This window comes from Bradyrhizobium pachyrhizi, from assembly GCF_029714545.1.
In the GTDB taxonomy this organism is placed as follows: Bacteria; Pseudomonadota; Alphaproteobacteria; order Rhizobiales; family Xanthobacteraceae; genus Bradyrhizobium; species Bradyrhizobium pachyrhizi.
Window position 1 is genome coordinate 4,465,721 of sequence record NZ_CP121667.1, and the last position, 20,787, is coordinate 4,486,507.

18 protein-coding genes are annotated in these 20,787 nt (G+C 64.7%); 13 read left to right on the plus strand and 5 right to left on the minus strand.

What is annotated here, in order from left to right; all coding sequences use genetic code 11:
- Positions 1–66: 66 nt before the first annotated feature.
- Positions 67–1,422 (minus strand): M23 family metallopeptidase, encoded by a 1,356-nt coding sequence (locus QA639_RS20565; protein ID WP_080666947.1) that lies wholly within the window; start codon positions 1,420–1,422, stop codon positions 67–69.
- 100 nt (positions 1,423–1,522) lie between these two features.
- A complete protein-coding gene (locus QA639_RS20570; protein WP_283087187.1) occupies positions 1,523–2,236 on the minus strand; it encodes a peroxiredoxin in 714 nt (237 codons plus the stop codon).
- Positions 2,237–2,463: 227 nt separating this feature from the next.
- Between QA639_RS20570 and QA639_RS20575 the strand changes: the two genes are divergently transcribed.
- Entirely contained in the window at positions 2,464–6,165 is a 3,702-nt protein-coding gene (locus tag QA639_RS20575; RefSeq protein WP_283087188.1) for a YhdP family protein, read from the plus strand.
- Between the two features lie 674 nt (positions 6,166–6,839).
- On the opposite strand, the gene QA639_RS20580 is transcribed toward QA639_RS20575, so the two are convergent.
- Positions 6,840–8,087 (minus strand): MFS transporter, encoded by a 1,248-nt coding sequence (locus tag QA639_RS20580; protein WP_283087189.1) that lies wholly within the window; start codon positions 8,085–8,087, stop codon positions 6,840–6,842.
- A gap of 56 nt (positions 8,088–8,143) precedes the next feature.
- Positions 8,144–9,397, minus strand: coding sequence for a tyrosine--tRNA ligase (gene tyrS, locus QA639_RS20585; protein WP_283087190.1), 1,254 nt, complete (start codon positions 9,395–9,397; stop codon positions 8,144–8,146).
- 152 nt (positions 9,398–9,549) lie between these two features.
- Here tyrS and QA639_RS20590 point away from each other — a divergent pair, with 152 nt between their 5' ends.
- The 3 genes from QA639_RS20590 to QA639_RS20600 all read left to right on the plus strand — a co-directional run bounded on the left by QA639_RS20590 (position 9,550) and on the right by QA639_RS20600 (position 11,746).
- Positions 9,550–10,653 (plus strand): anhydro-N-acetylmuramic acid kinase, encoded by a 1,104-nt coding sequence (locus tag QA639_RS20590; RefSeq protein WP_028332219.1) that lies wholly within the window; start codon positions 9,550–9,552, stop codon positions 10,651–10,653.
- 82 nt (positions 10,654–10,735) lie between these two features.
- Entirely contained in the window at positions 10,736–11,413 is a 678-nt protein-coding gene (locus QA639_RS20595) for a glutathione S-transferase family protein (RefSeq protein ID WP_028332218.1), read from the plus strand.
- Positions 11,414–11,416: 3 nt separating this feature from the next.
- Positions 11,417–11,746, plus strand: a complete 330-nt coding sequence (locus QA639_RS20600; RefSeq protein WP_283087191.1) for a DMT family transporter — start codon at positions 11,417–11,419, stop codon at positions 11,744–11,746.
- A 195-nt stretch (positions 11,747–11,941) separates the two neighbouring features.
- On the opposite strand, the gene QA639_RS20605 is transcribed toward QA639_RS20600, so the two are convergent.
- Positions 11,942–12,589, minus strand: coding sequence for an alpha/beta hydrolase (locus tag QA639_RS20605; RefSeq protein WP_016843213.1), 648 nt, complete (start codon positions 12,587–12,589; stop codon positions 11,942–11,944).
- Positions 12,590–12,736: 147 nt separating this feature from the next.
- On the opposite strand from QA639_RS20605, the gene QA639_RS20610 reads away from it, so the two are divergent.
- From QA639_RS20610 to QA639_RS20650, 9 genes are all read left to right on the plus strand, one after another.
- Entirely contained in the window at positions 12,737–12,934 is a 198-nt protein-coding gene (locus QA639_RS20610; protein ID WP_157344967.1) for a hypothetical protein, read from the plus strand.
- Positions 12,935–13,034: 100 nt separating this feature from the next.
- Positions 13,035–14,192 carry a cysteine desulfurase family protein gene (locus QA639_RS20615; protein WP_283090606.1) on the plus strand — a complete coding sequence of 386 codons (1,158 nt, stop codon included), beginning with the start codon at positions 13,035–13,037 and terminating at the stop codon, positions 14,190–14,192.
- Between the two features lie 94 nt (positions 14,193–14,286).
- Positions 14,287–15,783: a Fe-S cluster assembly protein SufB gene (gene sufB / locus QA639_RS20620; RefSeq protein ID WP_038380064.1), complete on the plus strand. Its 1,497-nt coding sequence runs from the start codon at positions 14,287–14,289 to the stop codon at positions 15,781–15,783.
- A gap of 57 nt (positions 15,784–15,840) precedes the next feature.
- Positions 15,841–16,593 (plus strand): Fe-S cluster assembly ATPase SufC, encoded by a 753-nt coding sequence (sufC, locus tag QA639_RS20625; RefSeq protein WP_028332213.1) that lies wholly within the window; start codon positions 15,841–15,843, stop codon positions 16,591–16,593.
- Between the two features lie 17 nt (positions 16,594–16,610).
- Positions 16,611–17,933, plus strand: coding sequence for a Fe-S cluster assembly protein SufD (gene sufD / locus QA639_RS20630; RefSeq protein ID WP_157344969.1), 1,323 nt, complete (start codon positions 16,611–16,613; stop codon positions 17,931–17,933).
- Positions 17,930–19,177 (plus strand): cysteine desulfurase, encoded by a 1,248-nt coding sequence (locus tag QA639_RS20635; RefSeq protein ID WP_028332211.1) that lies wholly within the window; start codon positions 17,930–17,932, stop codon positions 19,175–19,177. Before sufD ends, QA639_RS20635 begins: the two co-directional genes overlap by 4 nt.
- Entirely contained in the window at positions 19,174–19,545 is a 372-nt protein-coding gene (locus QA639_RS20640; protein ID WP_028342143.1) for an SUF system Fe-S cluster assembly protein, read from the plus strand. Before QA639_RS20635 ends, QA639_RS20640 begins: the two co-directional genes overlap by 4 nt.
- Before the next feature lie 162 nt (positions 19,546–19,707).
- Positions 19,708–20,097 (plus strand): HesB/IscA family protein, encoded by a 390-nt coding sequence (locus QA639_RS20645; protein ID WP_050384272.1) that lies wholly within the window; start codon positions 19,708–19,710, stop codon positions 20,095–20,097.
- 169 nt (positions 20,098–20,266) lie between these two features.
- Entirely contained in the window at positions 20,267–20,734 is a 468-nt protein-coding gene (locus QA639_RS20650; protein ID WP_283087192.1) for a TfoX/Sxy family protein, read from the plus strand.
- Positions 20,735–20,787 lie beyond the last annotated feature (53 nt).

The window sequence follows — 20,787 nt, forward strand, 5'->3', positions numbered from 1 at the left end:
CCGAAAAGATCATGATCAAACAAAGAGCTAAAGCGCGATGACGATTCGACCCAATCTCATTGCGCTTTAGCCGGCGCTGAGCCGGACGCCGGCGCGGAGGAATTTCTGCGGGTCGACCGCTTCGCCGTCGATGCGGGTCTCGTAATGCAGATGCGGTCCGGTGGAGCGGCCGGTCGAGCCGACGGCGCCGATCACCTGGCCGATCTTGACGTATTCACCGACCTTGACGCCGATCTCGGAGAGATGGCCGTAGCGGGTCGAGAGCCCGTTGCCGTGATCGACCTCGACCATGCGGCCATAGCCGCCGGCCCAGCCCGCCGACACCACCTTGCCGTTGGCCGTGACACGCACCGGATCGCCTTGCGCGGCGCGGAAGTCGAGGCCGGTGTGCATTGCCGGCCGGCCGAGGAAGGGATCGGAGCGCACGCCGAAGCCGCTGGTGAACTCGACTTCACCGACCACGGGCTTGCGGTAAGGCACCAGCGCCAGCGTCTGGTTCAGTCGCTGCATCTGTGCCCGGTTGATGTTGATGCGATAGAGCTGGCGTTCGAACGCGCCGGCGTCGGCAGAGAGTTTCACGGGGACAAAGGGTCCACCCATGCCGGAGCGCGGCGTCGCCGCCTCGAGCTGCGCCATGTTGAGGCCGAGATCGGAGATCACGCCGCGCATCCGGCGCACCTTGGAATCGATGCTGTCCTCGACCGAGGCGAGCGCGGCAACCTGGCGTCGCTCGACCTGGTCAAGCGAGGTCTGCAGGCGGACCAGCACGTTGTCGACGCCCTGGGCCTTCGCGAACTGGTTCGGCTGCGTCTTGGCGATCAGCGGCGCGCGCGATTCCAGCCGTGCCTCGCGATCCGGCGGCGCCACGAAGATCACGGTGTCGCTGATCGGCGAGGGTTTCAGCGTACCTGAGGACGGCGCCGCCTCGGCGCGGCCCTGCGGCTTGATTGATCCGGTGGTCGTAACATCAGGCATCGCGCCGAGTGCGGTGGCGCGCGATTCCAGCGTCGACTGCCGCTTCATGATCTGGTCGAGCTTCTGGTCGAACTGCTCCTGGTCGAGCAGCTGGCGGCTGGTGGTGCGGTCGACCTTGGCGCGCAACTCCGAGATGCGGTCCTCATAGGCGTATTGCATCTCGGCCTGGCGCGCGATCAGCCGGGTCAGCACGTCGTCACGGAACGCGAAATAGGTCGCGGTCGCCGCCGACCACATGCCGAGCAGCACCACGGTGCCGACGATGATCCAGAACACCACCGGCCCGAACCGGACCTGCTTGCCGGCATGGACCAGGGTATAGCCCTCGCCGGAGGCCGCCACCGCCGCGGCGGCAGGTGCGGGGTGATGGGCTGCCGGACGGCGCGCCGGCGTCCGGCCATGGTCCTGCGGATGATGGTGTTTGTGGTGACCGGACCGGCTCGACATCGGCACTCCCGCGGCCGGTCGGACCAAGCTCCGGACGGCTTATTTGCGGGGCCGATTTGAGCCCGTCATGGTTAATTTTCAGGAAACGGAACCCGTCCCGTCAGAGCGCCCGGGCCGCCTCCAATACCGTTTCGGCGTGGCCGTCGACCTTCACATGACGCCAGATGCGGGCGATTTTTCCGCCGGAATCGACCAGAACCGTCGTGCGAATAATTCCCATGAAGGTCCTGCCATACATGGATTTTTCGCCCCAGGCGCCATAAGCCTCCAGCATCTGGTGGGCCGGATCGGAGACCAGCGGCACCGAGAGCTGGTGTTTGTTTCGAAATGACTCCTGCACCTTAACCGTGTCGGCGGAAATGCCGACCACTTCGGTCCCTGCAGCGGCGAACGCGCTTTTGAGCCGGGTGAAATCGATCGCCTCCCTGGTGCAGCCGGGGGTGTCGGCGCGGGGGTAGAAGAACAGCACCACCTTCTTGCCGGCAAAATCCTTCAGCGAAACGCTGTCCCCGCCGTCGCGCGGCAGGTTGAAGGTCGGTGCAGTGACGCCCTCGGCAAGTGTGACGGCGGACGAACTGGTCACGGTTGCGGCCGGCTCTCGCTTTAACGGTTTGGATGCCGCCTTGTGCGAGGCTTTGCTTCGAACACCCGCTGCGGTCGCCCTGGTCGTTTTCTTGGCCGCTGCCTTCTTCGCAACCGCTGTGCGGGTTTTCGTCGCGGACTTCCCAGTGCTTGCGCTTGCGGCGCGCGCAACCTTTGTTGCGACCCGCTTCCCGGTTGTGTTGGAGGATTTCTTGCGCGTTTTCTTGGACATACGCCTTCCTTTCGTCGCTTTCCGAAGCTCAACCATTGGGGTATTGCGGTCTTATTGGCGGCGGCCGGATTCGCACCGGCCGCTGGGCAAGTTTGATGGCCACGGAGTATGGTGACAAGGAATTCGACGCGTGACCCGTCCGCTTGCTGAATTGGCTTTTGATTGGTTGGTTTGGTCCGCTCTGGGGGCCATCGGCGAGTAACATGATTAGGCGAGGATAGGCGGCGATGCCGGCACAGGAGCGCTCGATACGTATCGACGGGCGCCCCGATGGCGGCGATCAGCTTCGCCGTCAGCACCGAGAGGCAATGGCAAGGAACACGTCGCCGCAGGGTCCAAATCCGCGCGCCGGGGCTGACTTCTCGCAATGGGAAGACGACGCTGCGTGGGACGAGCAGGATGAGGCGGCGGGCAACCGTGCGCGGCAATTGCTGGCGCGTTCCAACACCAACCTGCATCGCTTCACCGATTTCTGCTCCGGCATGCAGCGCTGGCTGAACGGCGAGCGCTGGATCCGTCGCATCGGACTGGTCCTCGTGGTGCTGGTCGCGATGTTCGCGACCTGCTTCGGCGGGCTGTGGTGGCGGCTCGGCGCCGGCCCGATCAATCTCGACATGGCGACGCCGTGGCTCGCCGCGGCGATCGAGGAGAATATCGGCCACGGCAATACGGTCGAGGTCGGCGGAACGCAGATCGAGCGCGCCGGCCGCGTCAGGATCGCGGTGCGCATCCGCGACATCATCGTCCGCGACCGCGACCATGCGGTGGTTGCGAGCGCGCCGAAGGCCGAAGTGCGCCTGTCGGGAACCGCGCTCTTGATGGGCCAGTTGCGGGCCGAGAGCCTCAATCTCGTCGATGCGGAACTGTCGGTGCGCATCACGCCCGACGGCAATGTCACCGTGTCCGCCGGCGACACCGCAAAACCGCTGGCCACCGGCGTTGCCTCCAAGCGGGAGGCGGGGATGCCGCCGACATTCCCGCGTCCGACACCCGCAGCACCGCCGCCGCCGGTTACCTCGCCGCCAGCTGCCGCCGAGCCCTCGGCGTCGCCCGATTCGGCCCAGAGCGGGCTGCTCGCCGGTCTCGACTGGCTCGACAGCCTCAGTATGACCGGGCTCGACGGGCAGAACCTCAACGAGATCGGCCTGAAGAACGGCAATCTCGTCGTCGACGATCAGCAGCGCGGCAACAAATGGAGCTTTGAGAACATCAGCCTCAGCCTGCGGCGCCCGAGCGGCGGCGGCGTTGCGCTCAGCTTCGGCGAGGAGGGCGCAAAACCCTGGTCGGTGCGCGTGCTGGTCGGACCGCAGCAGAATGGCGTGCGCTCGGTCGACATCAAGGCCGACAAGGTTTCCTCCCGGAACATCCTGCTCGCGCTCCGGACCAAGGATCTGACCTACACCGCCGACCTGCCGCTGTCGGGCGAGATGAAGGGCGAACTCGGCCGCGACGGCCTGCCGACCTACTTCCGCGGCAAGATCAATGTCGGCGCCGGCAACATCATCGACACCGACACGCCCGACTACCCGATGCCGATCGACTCCGCCGAGATGAGCGTGGAATGGGATTCGGGGCGGCGCGTGCTGCTGGCGCCGATCAAGGTCATCTCGGGCGCCAACCGCATCACGCTGCTCGGCCATCTCGAGCCGCCGAACGACAACGTCACCGACTGGCAGGCCGGCCTGTCGGGCGGCACCATCGTGCTGGCCGGCGCCGACAAGAACGAACCGCCGCTGATCTTCAATCGCATCAACATCGGCTTCCGGTTCGACACCGACAAGAAGCGCGTGCTGCTGACCCAGGCCGACATCTCCAATGGCGAGATCGGCGTCGCCGGAACCGGCAGCATCGACTATTCCGGCGAGCCGCGGCTGCAGCTCGGATTCGCCGGCACGCCGATGTCGGCCTCGGCCCTGAAACGGATGTGGCCGATCATCATCGTGCCCGAGGTGCGCGAATGGGTGCTCGAGCGGATCGACCGCGGCACGCTCCAGCGTATCGATGTCGGCGTCAATTCGCCGGTGCACAACCTGTCGCGCAAGGGACCGCCGATCCCGGATGACGGCCTCTCGGTCAACATTGTCGCCTCGGGTGTCACGGTGCGTCCGGTGGATCAGATGCCCGCGGTGCATGACGCGGATCTGAAGGCCAGAGTGACCGGCCGCACCGCGACCGTGACCATCAACCAGGGCATTGCGGACACGCCGGCGGGCCGCAAAATCACGCTGTCGGACTTCACCTTCGAGGTGCCGGACATGGCGCCGAAGCCGTCGCCGTCCAAGGTCAAGTTCCGGGTCGACTGTCCGGTGCCGGCCGCCGCCGAAATCCTCGCGTCCGACCGGCTCAGCGATCTCTCCGGTCCGCCGATCGATCCCAACGCCAGCAAGGGCAACGTCTCCGCGACGATCAATCTCGGCATGCCCGTGAAGGGCGAGCTGACCAAGGCCGATACGCTCTACTCGGTCACCGCCGACATCTCAGGCGTTGCCGTCGACAAGCTGGTGATGAACCAGAAGCTCGAAGCCAACACGCTGAAGGTGATCGCCAGCAATGCCGGCTTCCAGGTCAAGGGCGACGTCAAGATCAACGGGCAGGCGGCCTCGCTCGACTACCGCAAGCCGGCTGAGGGCGATGCCGACGTCAAGCTGCAGGCGACGCTGGACGATGCGAGCCGCGCGCGCCTCGGGCTCGATCTCGGTCCCGCGGTCTCGGGCGCGATCCCGATCAAGCTGAGCGGCAAGATCGGCAGCGGCGACAACCCCACCACCAAGATGGGCGTCGAAGCCGACCTGACCCAGCTCAAGCTCGACAACATCCTGCCGGGCTGGGTCAAGGCGCAGGGCCGGGCCGGCAAGGCGACCTTCAACGTGGTGCCGAAGGGGCAATCGACCAGGTTCGAGGACATCTCGATCGACGGCGCCGGCGTGTCGATCAAGGGCGCGCTCGAGGTCGACCAGAACGGCGATCTCATGAATGCCTACTTCCCGACCTACGCGCCGTCGGAAGGCGACAAGACATCGCTGCGGGCCGATCGCGGTCCCGACGGCGTGATCAAGGTGACGATGCGCGGCGACGTGTTCGACGGCCGCGGCTTCCTGAAGTCGGCGATCTCCGGCCGCGACGGCGATCCCAAGAGCAAGACCAGGACCACCGATTTCGATGTCGACCTGAAACTCGGCGCGGTTGCAGGATTCAACGGCGAAGCGCTGCGCAGCGTCGACGCCAAGGTCTCGCGCCGCAACGGGTTCTTCAAGGCGTTCACGCTGAGCGGCAAGGTCGGCCGCGACACCCCCGTCACGGTCGATATGCGCGGACGCCAGCAGGGCCGCGAGGTGATCTATCTGCAGACCAGCGACGCCGGTGCGTTCCTGCGCTTCATCGACACCTATTCGAAGGTGGTCGGCGGCCAGCTTACGCTCGCGATGGAGCCGCCGATCCCTGAGCCAAGCCCAAGGGAGGGGCTCATCAATATCACCGGCTTCTCGGTGAAGGGCGAAACCCAGCTCGATCGCGCCGTTGCCGGCGGGCCGGTCAGCACCCAGAACGGCATCGGGTTCGACGCGCTGCGCGCCGAATTCACGCGCCAGAGCGGCCAGCTGTCGATCCGCAACGGTGTGGTCAAGGGACCGACCATCGGCGCGACCATCGAAGGCAGCATCGACTATATCGGCAACCAGGTGCGGATGAACGGCACCTTCATTCCGATGTACGGGTTGAACAACATGTTCGGCCAGATCCCGTTCTTCGGAATTTTCCTCGGCGCCGGCAGCAATGAAGGCCTGATCGGCGTGACCTACGAAGTGGTGGGAACGCCGAGCCAGCCGGTGCTGCGCGTCAATCCGATCTCCGCGCTGGCGCCCGGCTTGACGCGCAAGATCTTCGAGTTCAAGCAGTACGGCCCGAACGATCTGCCGACGACGAACAACTAGAACGCTCGCTCATCGACGCCTGCTTTCAAGGTCGGTCGAGATCGCGCGCTGACGCGCGGCGGCGGGTTCCTGTCCGCATTCATCCAAGGCTGCGACCAAGTCCGAGCGACCCGCCGTCCGGATGACGTTCGCGCAGGAACCTTGCCCTGTCTGGGATGTTGGAGAGCAATTCAACAACTCAGGAGGAACTCTCATGAGAACCCTGTTATTGGCTGGTGTACTGGCGGTCGCCGGTTTCGCTATGGCCACGCCGATCTCCATTGCACCCGCGTCAGCTCAGGTTGCCGTTGATACTCCGCTCGGCGGCGTAAGAGTTGGCCCGGAGCCCCGTTACTACCGAGACTACGATCGACCCGCTTATCGCGCCTACGGGTATGATCGCGGATATCGCGGATGCCGCACCGTCACGATCGAGCGTGACGACGGATCGGTCCGGAGAGTTCGTCGCTGCGGCTAGCAGTACCGGACCAGAGGATCGACTTCCGGGCTTAGGAGGCCGCTCGAGTCGGTTCTCGCAATCAAGGAATTGGAGCCATCGACTAGGGCCGCCGCTGTTGGCGGCCTGTTTCATTTCGCGAATGCCGCCGGTCGGCCCAAAGGCGTTGGCCCAAGGCCGGCATGCGTTCATGTCGGATTCCACATCGCCTCCGCAGGGCAAGCGGACGCGTCCGAGCTCACCGCCGCAGCGCCGGCACCACCAGGAACGGGATCAGGCCGAGCACCACATTGACCAGCGCGAAGGCGATCAGCGGATTGTAGCTGTGGGTCCAGTCGTGGATCAGGCCGCCGCCCCATGAGCCAAGGCCGGAGCCGAGGCCGCTGCCGATCATGATCGTGCCGTAGATCGTGCCGACGCGCTCGCCGCGGAAGATCTTCAGCGCGGTCGCGGTGATCAGCGGGCCGCGCGAGCCGATCATGCTGCCGAAGCAGATGATGAAGCCGGTCAGCAGCCAGTAGTTCGGATACCATTGCAGCAGCCAGAGCAGGATGATGCCGAGGATCGAGATGCCGTAGCTGAACAATACCGACGGCCGGCGGCCGATGATGCCGTCGAGGGTGGACACGCCGAGCATGCCGACGAACAGCGCGACGCCGGAGAAGCCCCAGGCGGTTGCCGCCTGCAGCGGCGGGAAGCCGACATCGATCAGATAGGCGACGATCTGCGCGGTCAGCGCATACATCGCGATCGCGGTGAAGAAGAAGGTGGAGAACAGCGCCCAGAAGGCGTGGTGGCGCATCGCGCTGAGCAGCGTCCAGCCTTCGTCGGCCAGACTGCTTTCCGCCTTCCTGACGATATGAGGCGAACCGCCGGCAAATAGCCGCCACGGCAGAAAGACCAGCGGAACAAGCAGGCAGAGCGCGCCGATGCCGAACACCTGATAGGCCTCGCGCCAGCCGATCCGGTCGATCAGAACTTGCGACAGTGGCAACAGCAGCAACAGGCCGGCGCCGGTCGCCGAATACATCACGGCCATCGCGGTCGGCAGGCGTGGTCCGAACCAGCGGCCGAGCAGGATCGAATTCGACACATTGCCGATCAGCGCGGTGCCGAAACCGACGCAGAGGCCGACGCTGAGCTGGAATTGCCAGAGCGCTTGTGCGCGCGAGGCGACGAGGAAGGCGCAACCGAGCAGCGACAGGCCCAGCGCATAGACCACGCGCGGACCCGAGCGGTCGAACAGGCGTCCGACCAGTGGCGCGGTCAGGCCGCTGGCGAGCCAGGTCAGCGAGTAGACCGACACCACAGAGGCGCGATCCCAGCCGAAATTTTCCGAGATCGGTTTCAGGAAAACGGTGAAGCTGTCGCTAAGGCCGCGCCCAAGCACCGACAGCACGAAGCAGAGCGCGAGCACGTTCAGCGCGATGCGGGACTGCTTCGCCGGCGTGGCAAGCGTGTCGTCCGGAGGCGTGGTCTGGTCCATCGGAAAGATGGGAGCGCGCTTTCCGCACTCCCGACAACCGACAAATGCGAATGCGCCTATGCAGGCTTCAACAGGACGTGGCGCTTCTTGCCGAGCGACAGTTTCACCACGCCTTCCGGCGTGAGATTGGCCGAAGTCAGCAGCATCTTCTCATCGGTCACGGCTGCATCGTTGACGCGAAGGCCGCCGCCCTTGATCTGCCGGCGGGCTTCGCCGTTGGAAGCGACGAGCTCGGCCTTGACGAAGGCGACCAGCACGCCGACGCCGGCTTCAAATTCGCCGCGCGGAATTTCCACCGTCGGCAAGGTTTCGGCCAACGCACCTTCCTCGAAGGTGCGGCGCGCGGTCTCGGCGGCTTCGTTCGCTGCACCGCGGCCATGGAGCAGGGCGGTCGCCTCGGTCGCCAGCACCTTCTTGGCCTCGTTGATCTCGCCACCGGCCAGCGCCGCAAGCTTGCTGATCTCGCTCATCGGCAGGATGGTGAACAGCTTGAGGAACTTGACGACGTCGGCGTCCTCGACATTGCGCCAGTACTGCCAGAAGTCGTAGGGCGAGAACTGGTCGGCGTTAAGCCATACCGCGCCCTTGGCGGTCTTGCCCATCTTGTCGCCGGAGGCGGTGGTGAGCAGCGGCGTGGTCAGCGCGAACAGTTGCGGCGTGCCCATGCGGCGACCGAGATCGACGCCGTTGACGATATTGCCCCACTGGTCGGAGCCGCCCATCTGCAGCCGGCAGCCGGCGCGGCGCGACAGCTCGACGAAATCGTAGGCCTGGCAGACCATGTAGTTGAATTCGATGAAGCTCATCTCCTGCTCGCGCTCGAGCCGGAGCCGCACCGAGTCCATGGTCAGCATGCGGTTGACCGAGAAGTGCCGGCCGATGTCGCGCAGCATCTCGATCCAGTTCAATTTGGTCAGCCAATCGGCATTGTCGAGCATGATGGCGTCGGAAGGCCCATTGCCATAGCGCAGCACCTTGGCGAACACGCCGCGGATCGAGGCCTTATTGGCTTCGATCTCCGCAACCGTGCGCATTGCGCGTGTCTCGTCCTTGCCAGAGGGGTCGCCGACCATCGTGGTGCCGCCACCCATCAGCGTGATCGGCTTGTTGCCGCTCTGCTGCAGCCAATACAGCATCATCATGGTGAGGAAGTTGCCGATGTGCAGCGACGGCGCGGTGCAGTCATAGCCGACATAGGCGGTCGCCTGGCCCTTCGCGGCAAGCGCGTCGAGGCCCTCGAAATCGGAGCACTGGTGGACGAAGCCGCGTTCCTGTAAAGTGTTCAGGAAATCCGATTTAAATGCAGTCATTTGTCGGCGAGCCAGATCATTCTTGTTTTACGGTTTTTGCATCTATTTGCGGAACCTTGATGCTTGAGGCTGCCGCAGGCGGACGCGCAGTGGCATTATAGGATGTACTTGTTTGAGACAAGCCGGGGGTTCCCGGCTGGGGCGCTTCCAGCATGATGTTAACGGCACTCGGTCTGATGAGCGGCACCTCGCTCGACGGGGTTGACGTGGCATTGATCGAAACCGACGGCCGCCAGATCAAGGCCTTCGGGCCCTCGGGCTATCGGCCTTATACCGAAGGCGAGCGCAGCCTGCTGCGCCAGGCGCTGACTGAGGCGGTCCACCTGTCGCGGCGCGACGCCCGGCCGGGGATTTTGCGGCAGGCCGAGCAGGCCGTCACCACGGCCCATGCCGAGGCGGTCGCCAGCTTCACGGCTCAGCACCGGATCTCGGCCCAGGACATCGACATCGTCGGGTTCCATGGCCAGACCGTGCTGCACCGCCCCGAGCGCAGGTTGACGGTGCAGATCGGCGATGCCCTGGCGCTCGCCAAGGTGATCCACATTCCGGTGATGCACGATTTCCGCGCCGCCGACGTCGAGGCCGGCGGGCAGGGCGCGCCGTTCGTGCCGGTCTACCACCGCGCGCTGGCGCAATCGCTGAACCGCGAGGGGCCGATCGTCGTGGTCAATATCGGCGGCGTCTCCAACATCACCTATATCGACGGCACGGACACGCTGATCGCCTGCGACACCGGGCCGGGCAATGCGCTGCTCGACGACTTCATGTTCCGTCAGATGCATCAGCCGTTCGACAACGCCGGCAAGTTCGCCGCGCTGGGCAGGCCCGACGAGAGTTGGATCGCACAGGCGCTGAAGCTGCCGTTCTTTGCGCTGCCGCCGCCGAAATCGCTCGACCGCAACGACTTCGCCGGCCTCAAGCTCGGCGCCGTGGCGCCAGCTGATGGCGCCGCGACACTGACCGCATTCACTGCCGCGGCCATCGCCCGCGTCGTGCCGTTGCTGCCGAAACGGCCGAAAAGCTGGATCATCTGCGGCGGCGGCGCCTCCAACCTCACAATGCTGCGGATGCTGCGCGAGCGCCTGGCGCCGGCGACCGTCGAGCCGGCCGAGGCGCTCGGCTGGGCGGCGGATGCGATCGAGGCGCAGGCGTTCGGCTTCCTTGCCGCGCGCGGCATGAAGGGCCTGCCGCTGAGCTACCCCGCCACCACGGGGGTGCCGATCCCGATGACAGGGGGCATTATCGCGCGACCGTGATTTAGATGCAAATGCATCTATCTTGACAGTTCCATGCCGTTGCATTTAATTCGATGCAGTTGCATTGAACGCGAGGTCCGTCATGGCCGCCCTGAAACTGATCAGCCACAAGCTCTGCCCCTATGTGCAACGCGCGGTGATCGCGCTGCGTGAGAAGGGCGTGCCGTTCGAGCGGATCGACATCGATCTCGCCAGCAAGCCGGACTGGTTCCTGAAGATCTCGCCGCTCGGCAAGGTGCCGGTGCTGGTGGTGACGCGCGACGACGGCAAGGAGGTCGCGCTGTTCGAGAGCAACGTGATCTGCGAGTACATCGAGGAGACTCAGGCCGGCGCCAGGCTGCACCCACAGGATCCTCTTGTCCGCGCCGAGCATCGCGCCTGGATGGAATTCGGCTCGGCCATTCTCGGTGATCTCTGGGGGCTCGAGACCGCCACCGATGCGGCGGCCTTCGAGAGCAAGCGGCAGGCGGTCGCGGCGAAATTCGCGCGCGTGGAGGCTGCGCTCGGCGCCGGTCCGTTCTTCGCCGGCCAGAATTTCAGTCTGGTGGATGCGGTGTTCGCGCCGATCTTCCGCTATTTCGATTTGTTCGACCAGCTGACCGATCTCGCCGTTTTCACCCACACGCCAAAACTTCGGGCCTGGCGCAGCGCGCTGGCGCAGCGGCCGAGCGTACGCAGTGCGGTGTCGCCTGACTATCCGGCGCTGCTGCATGCGTTCCTGGTCGGCCACCGCGCGCATATGCTGAAGCTCGCCGCGTAAGCCATGTCGCATTCGGTTGCCTGGATCGCGCTCGTCTTCGCCGGCCTGCTGGACGTCGGCTGGGCGATTTCGATGAAATATGCCGAAGGCTATACGCGGCTCGGCTGGACGCTGGTCTCGCTGCTGCTGCTCGCCGCGTTCGTGTTCCTGCTCGGACGCGCGCTGCAGGTGCTCGGCGTCGGCGTCGCCTACACGGTTTGGACCGGCATCGGCGCGGCCGGCACGCTCGCCATGGGCGTGCTGCTGTTCAACGAGGCGCTCAACCCGATGAAGGTCGCGGGGATTGCGCTGGTGCTGGTCGGAATTGCGGCGCTGAAGCTGGCACCGGAATGAGAGTAGGGACCGTAGAGGAGGGACCGTAGCCCGGATGAGCGCAGCGATATCCGGGTTCTTGTCGGCCGCGACCCGCATGTCGCTTCGCTCATCCGGGCTACGTGGAATCCGTAGCCCGGATGGAGCGAAGCCCGCGGAGACAGTGATCCCGGATGTCGCTGCGCTTCATCCGGGCTACAAATACAGCAGCGCGGCTCAGCGCACGTTGGCGAGACGCATGTCGAGATAGCCGGTCACCGTCTCCATCAGCGGCTCGAGCTTGCCGTCGAAGAAGTGGTTGGCGCCGGGGATGACCTGCTGGTCGATCACGATGCCCTTCTGCGTCTTCAGCTTCTCGACAAGCGTGTTGACGTCCTTGGGCGGCACCACGGCATCCTTGTCGCCGTGCACGATCAGGCCCGACGACGGGCAGGGCGCAAGGAACGAGAAGTCGTAGAGGTTGGCGGGCGGAGCGATCGAGATGAATCCCTCGACCTCCGGCCGGCGCATCAGAAGCTGCATGCCGATCCAAGCGCCGAACGAGAAGCCCGCAACCCAGCAGGCGCGCGCTTCCGGATTGATCGCCTGCGCCCAGTCGAGCGCGCTCGCGGCGTCGGACAATTCGCCGGTGCCGTGATCGAACGAGCCCTGGCTGCGGCCGACGCCACGGAAGTTGAAGCGCAGCACCGAGAAGCCGCGATGCGCGAACGCGTAGTAGCACTGATAGACGATCTGGTGGTTCATCGTGCCGTGGAACTGCGGATGCGGATGCAGGATCATCGCAATCGGCGCGTTCTTCTGCTTGGCCGGGTGGTAGCGGCCCTCGAGGCGGCCAGCGGGGCCGGTGAAAATGACTTCAGGCATTGTGTTCCCTTGATTGCCGCGTTCCCTTGATTGACGTCGATCAATCAACCGGTTGGAGCCATCTTTTCAGCGACGGTTCGCGAACAGAGCAGCTCGTGATGAAATCGGCGCAGGCACCGCCGCGCGGCACGCTGGAGGCCTTCTAGCATGACGCAAGGGGCAAAAATCAAGGAAATTGTGCCGCTTGGCGGTCGCGAATCCGCGCGCGCAGCCAGTGCGTCGGCGGCGATCCGGATCGACACGCCGGATTGCTTCGAAGGCTACCTGAAGTTTCTCATAATGCTATCGCGCTTGGGGGACCGCGAACGTCGTGTCTCGCGGCAGCAAGGCTCCTGGCGCGAGTGAAAAATCTCCCGTGCCGGTGACGTCTGATCTGGTCTCGGTCGTCAACTGTCGTTATCTCGCAGTGAAGGCCGCAACCACGGTGGTTGCCGCGGATAGCTCCATGGCCGATCGCGTCTATCTCGACTGGAATGCCACCACGCCGCTTCGCCAGGAGGCGAAGGCGGCGATGGCTGCGGCGTGGGAATTGATCGGCAACCCGTCCTCGGTGCACAGCGAGGGACGGCGGGCGCGACGGCTGCTTGAGGATGCCCGCAATGCCGTGGCGAAGGCGGTCGGCGGCCGGCCGCAGGACGTGGTGTTTCTCTCCGGTGGGACCGAAGCCAATGCGCTCGCACTGACGCCGGGATTGCGCCGCGCCGCGGGCGCGCCGGTGCAGCGGCTCCTGGTGTCGGCGATCGAGCACGCGTCCGTGCTCGCGGGCGGTCGGTTTGCGACGGAGGCGACCTCCGCAATCCACGTCACGCGTGCCGGTGTGATCGATCTCAACCATCTGCGCGCACTGCTGGCCGATGGTCCGCTGGCTCTGGTCTCGGTGATGCTGGCGAACAACGAGACCGGTGCCATTCAGCCGGTGGCTGATGTCGCGGAAATCGTCCATGCGGCTGGCGGGCTGCTGCATGTCGATGCGATCCAGGCGTTCGGCAAGATCCCGTTCGATCTGGCCTCGACGCAGGCCGACCTAATGACGCTGTCGGCGCACAAGATCGGCGGACCGAAGGGCGCAGGCGCGCTGGTGCTCGCCGAGGGCGTCGAGGGTGTGGAGGCGTTTCTGCGCGGCGGCGGGCAGGAGCTCGGGCGGCGGGCAGGCACCGAGAATATCGCCGGCATCGCCGGGTTCGGTGCGGCCGCCAAGGCGGCGATGACGGCGCTGAAAGCCGACGCGGCCCGCGTCAGGGGACTGCGCGACCGGCTCGAGCACGGGCTGCGGCAGACGCCGGACGTGCTGGTGTTCTCCGATGACGTCAAGCGGTTGCCAAATACCGTTTTGTTCACGGCACCGGGCATGAAGGCCGAGACGGCGGTCATCGGGTTCGACCTTGGGGGAATCGCGGTCTCGTCCGGTTCCGCCTGTTCGTCGGGCAAGGTCCAGCCATCCCACGTGCTGGAGGCAATGGGGTACCGTTCAGAGGTGTCCCAGGGAGCGGTGCGGCTCAGTCTTGGCTGGTCTACCACGGAGACAGACGTGGATTTGACCCTCAAGGCTTGGCGAAAGCTTGCCGATACCTTAGTTAAGGGGGAGCGACGAAACACAGCTTGAACTGTTCTAAGCGGATTTCGTCGCCAAAGCATCGTAAGAGATTTTCGGAACTTGAGATCCACCGCGGTCCTTGAAACCGCGAGCGGAGGATTGAATGCCTGCTGTACAAGAGACGGTCGAGCGCGTCCGGCGCATCGACGTCGACCAGTATCGATATGGGTTTGAGACGCTGATCGAGTCCGACAAGGCCCCGAAGGGGCTGTCGGAAGACACCGTCCGCTTCATCTCCGCAAAGAAGAACGAACCGGCCTGGATGCTGGAATGGCGTCTGGAGGCGTATCGCCGCTGGCTGACCATGACCGAGCCGACCTGGGCGCGCGTCGACTATCCGAAGATCGACTACCAGGACATCTACTACTACGCGGCGCCGAAGCCGAAGAAGACGCTGTCCTCGATCGACGAGATCGATCCGGAAATCCTCAAGACCTACGAGAAGCTCGGCATCCCCTTGCGCGAGGTCGCGATCCTCGAGGGCGTCGAGCCGCCGCCCGGTGGTGAGCAGACGCCGAACCGCAAGATCGCGGTCGACGCCGTGTTCGACTCGGTTTCGGTCGCGACCACCTTCCAGAAGGAGCTGAAGGCGGCTGGCGTGATCTTCATGCCGATCTCAGAGGCGATCCGCGAGCATCCCGAGCTGGTGCAGAAATATCTCGGCACCGTGGTGCCGACCTCGGACAATTACTTTGCGACGCTGAATTCGGCGGTGTTCTCCGACGGCTCGTTCGTCTACGTGCCGCCGGGCGTGCGCTGCCCGATGGAGTTGTCGACCTATTTCCGCATCAACGAGCGCAACACCGGCCAGTTCGAGCGGACGCTGATCATCGCCGACAAGGGCTCCTACGTCTCCTATCTCGAGGGCTGCACCGCGCCGCAGCGCGACGAGAACCAGCTGCACGCCGCCGTGGTCGAGCTCGTCACGCTCGACGATGCCGAGATCAAGTATTCGACGGTGCAGAACTGGTACCCGGGCAATTCGGAAGGCAAGGGCGGCATCTACAATTTCGTCACCAAGCGTGGCGACTGCCGTGGTCGCAATTCGAAGATCTCCTGGACCCAGGTCGAGACCGGTTCGGCGATCACCTGGAAGTATCCGAGCTGCATCCTGCGCGGCGACAATTCGAGCGGCGAGTTCTACTCGATCGCGATCTCGAATGGTTTCCAGCAGGTCGATAGCGGCACCAAGATGATCCATCTCGGCAAGAACACGTCGAGCCGGATCATCTCCAAGGGCATCGCCGCCGGCAAGTCGCAGAACACCTATCGCGGTCTCGTCAGCGCGCATCGCAAGGCCACCGGCGCGCGCAACTACACCGCCTGCGACTCGCTTCTGATCGGCGACAAGTGCGGTGCGCACACCGTGCCCTATGTCGAGGCCAAGAATTCCTCGGCGACGTTCGAGCATGAAGCGACGACGTCGAAGATTTCCGAGGACGTGCTGTTCTACTGCATCCAGCGCGGGCTCTCGCAGGAAGAAGCCGTCGGCCTCGTCGTCAATGGCTTCGTGAAGGACGTGCTGCAGCAACTGCCGATGGAGTTCGCGGTGGAAGCGCAGAAGCTGATCTCGATCAGCCTTGAAGGTTCGGTTGGCTAATCCATCCCGCTAACGGCGCGGCCGACGCGCCTCGGGGTGATGCTCAGGAAAAATCAGATGTCTCTGCTTGAAGTGAAAGATCTGCAGGTTCGTGTCGAGGAGCGTGAGATCCTCCACGGGCTGTCGCTCACGGTCAACCCGGGCGAGGTGCACGCGATCATGGGGCCGAACGGCTCCGGCAAGTCGACGCTCTCCCACGTCATCGCCGGCAAGCCCGGCTATGAGGTCACCGGCGGGCAGATCCTGTTCAGGGGCGAGGACCTCCTGGAGATGGAGCCCAACGAGCGCGCCGCCAAGGGCGTGTTCCTGGCGTTCCAGTATCCGGTCGAGATTCCCGGCGTCACCACCTGGAATTTCCTGCACGCGGCGCTCAACGCCCAGCGCAAGGCGCGCGGCGAGGACGAGATCTCGTCGCCGGCCTTCCTCAAGAAGGTCCGCGAGGTCGCCAAGTCGCTGAACATTCCGCAGGACATGCTGAAGCGCGGCGTCAATGTCGGCTTCTCCGGCGGCGAGAAGAAGCGCAACGAGATTCTGCAGATGGCGCTGTTCGAGCCGGCCGTCTGCATCCTCGACGAAATGGATTCCGGCCTCGACATTGACGCGCTGCGGATCGCGGCCGACGGCGTCAACGCGCTGCGCTCGCCGGAGCGCGCGATGGTCGTGATCACCCACTATCAGCGGCTGCTCAACTACATCGTGCCGGACTTTGTGCACGTGATGTCGAAGGGCCGGGTGGTGAAGAGCGGCGGCAAGGAACTGGCGCTGGAGCTGGAAGAGTCCGGTTACGCGCAGTTCGAAGACGCTGCCTGACAAACACGGGTTTTGTGATGAACGTTGTTGCAAAGACCGAGACCGGGCGTGCGCTGGGCGATGCATTCGCCGTGGTGCGCGACCGTCTGCCGGGCGAGGGCAAGATCGCCGATCAGCGGCGCCAGGCCTTCGAGGCTTATGAACGATCAGGCCTGCCGCATCGCCGGATCGAGGACTGGAAATACACCGACCTGCGCGCGCTGATGCGCGAAGTGCTGCCGCTCGCGGCGTCCCCGGATGATGCCGCGCTGAGCCGCGCCAAGGCTGTCGTACAGGCCCGCGCGATCGAAGGCGTCCGGCGCCTGGTGCTGGTCGACGGCGCATTCGCGCCTGATCTCTCCGATTGGCAGGATCTGGAGAAAGGGCTCTCGATCAATCCGCTGCGCCTTGCTCTGGAAGCCGGCGACGAGATCGTCGCGACACAGGCTCTCGCGTCCGATGTCGCCAACCCCATGATCGCGCTGAATGGCGCGATGGCGACCGACGGGGTCGTCATCGACGTCGCCAACGGCACGGTGCTGAGCCAGCCGCTGCACATCGTGCATGTCGCATCCGGCACTGCGCCGGCCTCGACGTTCACGCGGTCGCTGCTCCGGCTCGGCCGCGATGTCGGCGTTACGCTGGTGGAGAGCTATCTCGCTGCCGACGGCGCCAAGGCCTACCAGACCCATGACGGACTGGTTGTTGCGATCGGTGACAATTCACGGCTCGATCACGTGCGCCTGGTCGAAGACAGCGTCGATGCCTTCAACATTTCCTCGGCGACGGTGTCGCTCGGCGCGCATGCCCATTTCAACACCTTCGGCCTGACCTCGGGTGGGCACGTCAGCCGTTACCAGCTGACGGTGACCTGCGCCGGCGAGGGCTCGACGGTCGAGACCAACGGCGTCAATCTGATCAACGGCAAGCAGCACGCCGACACCACGCTGTTCATAGATCACGCGGTGCCGCACTGCGCGAGCCGCGAGGTCTTCCGTGCCGTCGTCGACGACCGCGCCCATTCGGTGTTCCAGGGCCGCATCATTGTCCGCCCCGACGCGCAGAAGACCGACGCCAAGATGATGACCCGTGCGCTGCTGCTGTCCGACGACGCGGAGGCCGACAACAAGCCCGAACTCGAGATCTTCGCCGACGACGTCACCTGCGGTCACGGTGCGACCACCGGCGCGCTCGACGAGAGTCTGCTGTTCTACATGCGCGCCCGCGGACTGCCCGAGAAGGAAGCGCAGGCGCTCCTGATCCAGGCCTTCGTCGGCGAGGCGATCGAGACCATCGCCAGCGACGAGTTGCGCGAGGTCGCAATTGCCGCCGCGCAGCGCTGGCTTCAGGCGAGGGCGTGAGCATGCACAAGGCGGTCGCCAACGGCAGTTACGACGTCGCGCTGGTGCGACAGGATTTCCCGGCGCTCGCCATGCAGATCTACGGCAAGCCGCTGGTCTATCTCGACAACGCGGCCTCGGCGCAGAAGCCGAATGCGGTGCTCGACCGCATGACCGAGGCCTACAAGAGCGAATACGCCAACGTGCATCGCGGCCTGCATTACCTCGCCAATGCCGCGACGGAGGCCTATGAAGGCGCCCGCGGCAAGGTCGCGCAGTTCATCAACGCCCGCCGCAATGAAGAGATCGTCTTCACCCGCAACGTCACCGAGGCGATCAACCTGGTGGCGTCGTCCTGGGGCGGAGTGAACATCAAGGAGGGCGACGAGATCGTCCTCTCGATCATGGAGCACCACTCCAACATCGTGCCGTGGCATTTCCTCCGGGAGCGCCATGGTGCCGTGATCAAGTGGGCGCCGGTCGACGACGAGGGCAATTTCCTGATCGAGGAGTTCGAGAAGCTCCTGACCCCGCGTACCAGGATCGTCGCGATCACCCAGATGTCGAACGCGCTCGGCACGCTGGTTCCGGTCAAGGACGTGATCCGGCTGGCGCACGCCCGCGGCATCCCGGTGCTGGTCGACGGCGCGCAAGGCGCGGTGCACCTGCCGATCGACGTCCAGGACCTCGATTGCGATTTCTACGCCTTTACCGGCCACAAGGTGTACGGACCGACCGGCATCGGCGCGCTCTACGCCAAGCACGAGCATCTGGTGGCGATGCGGCCGTTCAACGGCGGCGGCGAGATGATCCGTGAGGTGGCCAAGGACTGGGTCACCTACGGCGATCCGCCGCACAAGTTCGAGGCCGGGACGCCGCCGATCGTCGAGGCCATCGGGCTGGGGGCTGCGATCGACTACGTCAATTCGATCGGCAAGGAGCGCATCGCCGCGCATGAGCATGAGCTTCTCACCTATGCGCAGGAGCGTCTGCGCGAGATCAACTCGTTGCGCGTGATCGGAACCGCCCGCAACAAGGGACCGGTGATCTCCTTCGAGATGAAGGGCGCGCATCCCCATGACGTCGCGACCGTGATCGACCGCCAGGGTATTGCGGTGCGCGCCGGCACGCATTGCGTGATGCCGCTTTTAGAGCGGTTCAACGTGACGGCCACCTGCCGTGCATCCTTCGGGATGTATAATACAAGGGAAGAAGTCGACCATCTGGCGCAGGCGCTGATCAAGGCGCGGGAATTGTTCGCATGACCGATACAGCCGAAGTCAAGACGGCCACCATGGAAACCACCTCGGCGCTGCCGGCGGAGGAGACCGAGCGCATGAGCGGCGAGATCGTCGCGGCGCTGAAGACGGTGTTCGATCCCGAAATCCCGGCCGACATCTACGAACTCGGCCTGATCTACAAGGTCGATCTCAAGGATGATCGCTCGGTCGACATCTTGATGACGTTGACCACGCCGAACTGCCCGGCCGCCGGTGAGCTGCCGCAGATGGTGGAGAACGCGGTCGCCAGCGTTCCAGGCGTCGGCGTCGTCAACGTCAATCTGGTGTGGGATCCGGCGTGGACGCCGGACCGGATGTCGGACGAGGCACGCCTCGTCCTCAATATGTGGTGATGCGTCACCGCGTTTTCGAGCGAAGTGGTTGCCGGTTCGCGTGAAGAAAACGCGTCAGAACAAGAGGTAAAGGTTCTGATCAAGTCAGAACCTTTACGGATTGGACTTAGGCTCAAGAAGACCGGCAATTGATTTGCCGCTGGGACTGACCACATGAGTGACATGACGCAAGCTTCACCGACCCCAGCCAAACCGAAGCGGCCGCGCCCGCAGGTCATGAAACTGACCGATGCCGCCGCGGAGCGGATCACCGAGCTGACCAAGCGCGCCGACTCCGAGATCGTCGGGCTGCGCGTCGGCATCAAGAATGGCGGCTGCGCCGGACAGTCCTATACCGTCGAATACGCCCACGAGATCCGTCCGACCGATGAAGTGGTCGAAGACAAGGGCGTGAAGATCCTGGTCGATCCGAAGGCCGTGCTGTTCCTGCTTGGAACCGAGATGGACTATGTGGCCGACAAGATGCAGGCCCAGTTCGTGTTCAACAACCCGAACCAGGTCTCCGCCTGTGGTTGCGGCGAATCGGTGCAGCTCAAGCCGGCCACGGTCTGACAGCGTCGTCCGGGCCGGGTGCGCAATTGCGCACGGGGGCCGGGACCCAAACCACCAGCATTGATTGTTGATCCGATCGTCGCCCATACTGCCTTATCGAGAGGCTGCGGCGTATAGGTCCCGGCCCCCCATGCGCAATTGCGCACTCGGCCGGGACGACGGTGGGCACATGGACCGCGAATTCCTCACCGACCTGTTCGCCGATTTCGGCCCGGTCACGCTGCGCCGGATGTTCTCCGGCTACGGTATCTCGGCTGACGGCACCAATTTCGCGCTGGCCCTGCGGGCTGGGCTTTATTTCCGCGCCGACGATCAGACCATTCCGCAATTCGAGGCGGAAGGCTGCGGGCCGTTCCAATATCAGACACGGTCGAAGACCGTCACGGTGAACTCCTACTGGCAGCTGCCGGCACGGCTGTTCGACGATTCGGAAGAACTCGCGGTCTGGGCACGGTCGGCGCTCGGCGCCGCCCAGCGCGCCGCGCTGCGCAAGCGGCCGAGGAAACGAGCGGCTGCGCGAAAGCCGAAGGCGCCTGCGAAGAAGACTGCAGGCAAGAAAGCGGCGACCAAAAGAGCGGCAAAGAAAGCGGCCAAGACGACGAGTAGGCGCGCTACGAAGAAAAAGTCCTCATCCTAAGACAGCCACCTCCGTCCACATCATTGCGAGGAGCGATAGCGACGAAGCAATCC